6 protein-coding genes are annotated in these 5,809 nt (G+C 43.1%); all 6 read right to left on the minus strand.

The features are described 5' to 3' along the window. The coding region (locus WEIDD23_RS06215; RefSeq protein WP_082778316.1) for a sugar porter family MFS transporter at positions 1-1,291 on the minus strand (1,291 nt) is incomplete at its 3' end. Between the two features lie 218 nt (positions 1,292-1,509). Then, entirely contained in the window at positions 1,510-2,583 is a 1,074-nt protein-coding gene (locus WEIDD23_RS06220; protein ID WP_010374962.1) for an acyltransferase, read from the minus strand. Between the two features lie 215 nt (positions 2,584-2,798). Next, positions 2,799-3,026, minus strand: coding sequence for a DUF2922 family protein (locus WEIDD23_RS06225; RefSeq protein ID WP_010374963.1), 228 nt, complete (start codon positions 3,024-3,026; stop codon positions 2,799-2,801). A gap of 23 nt (positions 3,027-3,049) precedes the next feature. After that, the gene (locus WEIDD23_RS06230) at positions 3,050-3,265 is read right to left on the minus strand and encodes a hypothetical protein (RefSeq protein WP_010374964.1); all 216 of its coding nucleotides are present in this window, start codon (positions 3,263-3,265) and stop codon (positions 3,050-3,052) included. Positions 3,266-3,721: 456 nt separating this feature from the next. Further along, complete coding sequence (locus WEIDD23_RS06235; protein ID WP_010374965.1) at positions 3,722-4,690, minus strand: Fic family protein; 969 nt, start codon at positions 4,688-4,690, stop codon at positions 3,722-3,724. 85 nt (positions 4,691-4,775) lie between these two features. Next, positions 4,776-5,624, minus strand: a complete 849-nt coding sequence (locus tag WEIDD23_RS06240) for an aldo/keto reductase (RefSeq protein WP_010374966.1) — start codon at positions 5,622-5,624, stop codon at positions 4,776-4,778. Between the last annotated feature and the right edge of the window lie 185 nt (positions 5,625-5,809).

The raw sequence follows: 5,809 nt of genomic DNA on the forward strand, positions 1-5,809 counted from the left end.
TCGTGAAGTTCTTGACGAACCAGATGGCTGCGATACATAGCACGGCATAACCGATGAACAATGAACCCGTACCGAAGTAGTTCAACAATGGTGGGAACGTCAATGAAACAATGGCGTTGGCACCCCAGTTAACAACGGCTCCGAATGAGTTACCCAAACCACGAATGTTCAATGGGAAGGACTCACCGATCATCACCCACATAACTGGTCCCCAAGTTGCTGAGAAGAAAGCGATGTAAATCGTCAATGCAATCGCGCAGATGTAAGCTGCGGCTTGTGATTGACCTGAGAAGTGCATTGAGAATGACATGATGAAGAGTGAAATACCCATTCCCCAAGCACCCCAGATCAACATCTTCTTACGGTCAACCTTGTCCATCATCTTCATGGCAACCCATGTCACGATAACGTTAAAGACACCAATTCCAATGTGGGCAATCAAAGCGGCACTGACACCAAAACCAACATCAGTAAAGATTGTTGGGGCATAGTACAAAACCGTGTTACATCCCATGACTTGTTGGAAGATTGCCAATCCCATGGCCATTACCAAGACCGGACGGGCCATCAAACCAAACAATTCCTTGAAACCACCGTTAGCCATTGATGCTTGCAACTTAATGTCAGCCAATTCATCCTTAGCGGCTTCTGAGTTGTCTTGCAACTTTGTCAAAACAGCCAAAGCTTCGTCTTCTTGACCCTTACGAACCAAGTAACGTGGTGACTCTGGCAATGCGATACCACCAAAGAACATCAAAATTGATGGTACAGCGGCCAATCCCAACATCCAACGCCAACCAAGGTCAAAGCCTGACAACGCGTAGTTAGAAATGTAGGCCAACAAGATACCGGTCATGATCATCAATTGGAACATGGTTCCGATTCCACCACGCTTGTCGGCGGGTGCCAATTCTGACAGGTAAGTTGGGATCAACGCTGATGCACCACCAACGGCGATTCCCAAAACGATACGTGAGGCAACCAACAACTCAAAGTTATGAGCGACGGCTGATCCCAACGCACCAACGATAAAGATAAGTGATGAGACCATCAACAACTTACGACGACCGTACTTATCTGATGAAGGTCCAATAATAGCTGCTCCGATGATAGCTCCCAGCAAAACCGCTGACACTACCCATCCTTGTTGCCATGAACCCAAATTCAATTGCTTCTCGATGAAAAGAATAGCTCCTGAAATAACACCTGTGTCATAACCGAAAAGCAATCCACCCAAGGCACCAAAGAAATAAATCAGACTTGTTGAAAGTGACTTTTTCTCATTTGTCATGTTTCCGTTCTCCTGAACTAATATAAAATAAATAAGTTAATTTATCGATACAACCAACCTCTACATCAACTATAATACTCATTTTGAAAGCGCTTGCAAGCGAATTCACTTATTCTGCTATATTTAGTCGCAAATGGTCAAAAAACGGTCATCCACTTCTGGATGACCGTTTGAAATTCGTCTAGAATAGTGGACAATCAGCTTTTCGCAACGACAGATCACAGTTCAGCATCTCTCTGACGAACAAACAAGATAACTAATTTATGGAATCTGTTTTCAATTCCAACGAATACACTATGGATAAGTTTATCTATCCCACATCGTTTAAATAATTGCATTCTGGTAAATTCCATCACCAAAGCTCCTAAGAACATTATCGTCGTTATCCCTAAAACCCATAATAATTGCTGTACAGGATTGTAAGACTTAACCCACTCCAGTTGATTTTTTAATAAGTCATAAAGATAAGATCCATTGATAATATACGCACCAAAAGTCAATGAACCTAATCCCGCCACAAATCGTCCTTTCGAATCAGGCAATTTAAAACGTCTTATTGATTCAAACAGGGCAACACTTTGCACAAACACCCATGGGGAATTATAGCTTATTATCCTTAACGGGCCATAGCCCATCTCTGAAACGTAAAATTCACCAACTAAATACGCAACCGGCATCACAAAAAACAAAGTCATCAAATATTTCGTTTGTATTTTTTGGAGCGGTTTATATATTTTTAGGTATCCACCAACCATATACATTATGGCTAACCAAAAGCTAGAGTAACCACTCAATAAAAACCAACCATCAACGTATCCTAACGTACATGCAACAATTAGGAAGCCAACAATCAATTTAGTCAAGTATAACTCCGACAAATGCTGCATCCCCTTATTAAGAAACGGCGCCATTAACAACATTCCAATGTACGCGTTAACATACCAATATCTCACAGAAAAAATTGATAAAACATTTTCCAAAATGTTTCCCAATGTAATTTTTTCTACAAATGGAATGCACGCAAATACAATAAAGATAGACCAAAACATTGTTTGAACAACTACATTAAATAATCGCTCATAATTAATTTTTCTTGTGGCCATTAAATATCCTGTAATCATCGCAAACATATTAACTGCAACAATCCCTAAATTTTCAATATACCACATGCTAAAAAAAGCTCTTGATTTGTATGTCTCCTCCAGAACGCCACCGTTCCAAAGATTGTGAATCAAAAAAACCATAAAAATGGCCACTATTCTCGCTAAATCAACACCATATTCTCTTCTCAAAATCCTTTCCTCCACACTCTTTTAGTTTAAAAGTCTAAAGAAATAAGATGATTATTTTTTGAACAAAAGAAGGACGATAATACTTTGTGATTTAAAGATGCTTTTAAATATCAACTAAAATTTTTCTTATTAATTGCTAACCAAATATAAACGCCCTGTTGTTTATCATTTAAGATTGATAAACAACAGGGCGTAGCCTCACTTATCTAATTAGTTTAAAACAACAATTCTTTCTGGGTTACGACATAAGCTGCACCGATTGGGTCACCAAAGCGTTGCACGCCCTTAGCGTCGACCAGGAAGTCAAAGCTGGCCAAGTCACGCATGGCTTGCTCAACCGCGGCCGGTGCCAAATTCTCATCAACATCCTTCAACTTCCAGTGTGCCTTAGCCCCTGGCTTGTCCGTGTTCTTAGCTGCAAATACCAAATCTAATGTCTTCATGTTAATTTCCTCCTCGTTTTGAATTACGCAACAACCGGCACGTTCTTGGCGGCGACGACCTTGATTTCCGTCACAGCTGGTTCCACACCCAATACCTCGACAACCTTGGCGAACTGACGCAATTGCGCCTCCGCCGTCCCTGGCTTGACGTAGAACGTCCGAGTGATCATCTTGTCGTTGGCGGGGTGATTTCCCGTGAAACGTACCTTAACAACTTCCATTACTTGGTTTTCTGACATTTTTGCTGTCCTCCGTATTTTGATTTTGAGTACCCGTGGCCACTTCGACTCGTTCTGAGTTATCAGCTTTATTTGCTGACACCTATACTAACGAAACGAGGGGCGCAAAATGTCGCAAAGTCGTTGAATTTATTTTTGGCGGGTCGTTTTATTGTTCATTGCAAGTCGCCGCTTCGCGCCGAGGCATGGTGGGTGGGGCGTGACTTCGCCAAAGATTATAAGGGGTAAACTCCGCCGGCACGAGCACCGGCTAGCTCCCAACTAATTGCGCTAAGGGTTAGGGTCTGCTCGCCTTATCTAACCGGTGGTCGGCCGAACTTGTGAGTTCACCCCTTATAATCACTACGTCACACCCCACCCACCACGCCAGCAGCCGAGATGTTCTTAATTTGATTCGTTTAACTTGAGATTGAGCACGAAAAAGGCAGACCCTCAGAGAGTCTGCCTACAGTTTTATTAGTTATTCAAGTATGCAATCATCCGCTGTTGTGCAGCAATGATTATTGCCAGCATCTCTTGCACAAATAGCGTTGCTTCAGCCCGATTACTCGGTCTGCTTGCTTCTTGAAACGCTTTATAGTACTTGCGCACATTTTTTGAAATCTCGGTAGATATAGATAAGCCGGTTAATTCATCCAAGGACTGTGCTAGATCACTAGCGAGTAAGTATCGTCCAAACCGACCATTGCCGTCATTAAATGGATGAGTATTCTCAAACATAAAATGCGTAATAATCGCCTTAAAAACCGGGTCCACAGACAACGTATTTCTAAATGAAATCACTGCCTCAAGGACTTCATTAATTTCTATTTCTGTTTTTGGTGGTTCGTGAGTCGTTTCAAATGGTGTACCGATTCTGACTTCCCTGTCACGAAATAATCGACCGTCTGGTAAATCAGCATTGCCAATTTCATTTTCTAACAGATCATCATAAATCACTCTGAAATCTAACAACTTGGCAATTTCGAGTGGGGCACGGTTGGATACAGCCAGATACCGTCTCGCACTACCCGACAATCGTGCAGTTACCCGCTTCACCGGATTATTAACCACCGCCTCCAACGCGGTTGCATCAACTGATACGTCCTCAATTGCATTGGTATATATAATTTCATCAACCACCAACCGTTTCACTAAATGGCTTCGTTCGTCATCTGACAATGCCTGTTTTAAAATCGTGAGTTGCAAGGAATTTTGAGCAATTCCTGCGCGTAACTGTTTTATTTGCTGAGTCATCACCATAAAAAGAGGATCTGCTGAACCGCCTAACTCGCTTTGATTAAACAGCTTTGGGGATAGATTTGTAACAACTGTCGCTTCATCGTTGATGCGTCGTTGATATTCTCGCTCCAAGCCAACGGTTCGGCGCTCGACTGCCTCATTAAGTTGATATTTATACTTATTCAACAATTGATGCTTTGCCATACCCATGACCCCTTTTTTCGTTTGGATAGCAATAAATCCCGAAAATAGCGCTTTTCGGGATTTTTAAACTAATTATGCAACTGCTTTAATGTGGATACTGAGCCCCACGCTCGTAAACCTGTTCTGGTTCTTGGCTGATACGCTCGAACTTGTTCAAGGCAGTAATCAACGCCATTTCTTCGTCAGTTAGTGCGAAGTCATAAACATTACCGTTTTCAACTACACGCTCAGGACGTGATGACTTTGGAATAATGCTTGTGCCACGTTGGACGTGCCAGCGCAAAACAACTTGCGCGGGTGACTTTTGGTACTTCGCTGCAATGTCAACAATCACAGGCTCTGCCAAAACTGATCCACGGCCCAATGGCGCCCATGCTTGCGTCACAATGTGATTATCTTGGTGATACTGCAACAAGGCGTCCTGCGTCAAATGAGGGTGGTTCTCGACTTGGTTAACCACGGGTTGTTCATTGGCCTTGGTTGACAAATATTGCAAGTGAACCATGCCGTAATTTGACGTACCAATCGACTTCACTAACCCTTCATCCTTCAACCGTTCAAAAGCACGCCACGTCTCAAAGAAGTGTTGGTGTAATGGCCAGTGAACCAATAGCAAGTCAACGTAGTCCATATCTAGTTCGCGTAATGAGGCTTCCACAGAGGCCAACGTTGCATCGTAACCTTGATTAGCTTCTGCGACCTTTGTCGTCACAAACATCTCGTCACGTGGTAATGAGAGCTCCTTAATTGCAGCCCCCAGCATCCCCTCGTTCTTGTACATCTGCGCCGTATCAAATAGACGATAACCACTTTCCCAGGCCGACTGGACGACACCAGCTAGCTCCGCTTGGCTTGTGACCTTATATAATCCAAGTCCTTGCAACAGCATCTCATGGCCATCAGCAAGGGTTACCTTTGTTGTTAAATCAGACATGTTAAATCCCTCCACCATTCATTTTACCCGATTTTGTCCGCACAAATATAACTTTTCTATGACTTATACATCGCTGCTAAACACATCTTGGCTACCACAACTGACCGGGGTTGTAGCCGGAGCGCTCAAAACTCGGCAACATGCCGCATGGCCGGCGTCATTCAGTAAAGTCCACACAGGCCTTG

The sequence above is a fragment of the Weissella sp. DD23 genome, assembly GCF_001579105.1.
Classification (GTDB): domain Bacteria; phylum Bacillota; class Bacilli; order Lactobacillales; family Lactobacillaceae; genus Weissella; species Weissella cibaria.

What these genes read in the sequence shown, in the direction of transcription:
- WEIDD23_RS06240 (WP_010374966.1), bottom strand. Translation starts at nt 5,624, where the DNA reads ATGTCTGATTTAACAACAAAGGTAACCCTTGCTGATGGCCATGAGATG.
- WEIDD23_RS06235 (WP_010374965.1), bottom strand. Translation starts at nt 4,690, where the DNA reads ATGGCAAAGCATCAATTGTTGAATAAGTATAAATATCAACTTAATGAG.
- WEIDD23_RS06225 (WP_010374963.1), bottom strand. Translation starts at nt 3,026, where the DNA reads ATGAAGACATTAGATTTGGTATTTGCAGCTAAGAACACGGACAAGCCA.
- WEIDD23_RS06230 (WP_010374964.1), bottom strand. Translation starts at nt 3,265, where the DNA reads ATGTCAGAAAACCAAGTAATGGAAGTTGTTAAGGTACGTTTCACGGGA.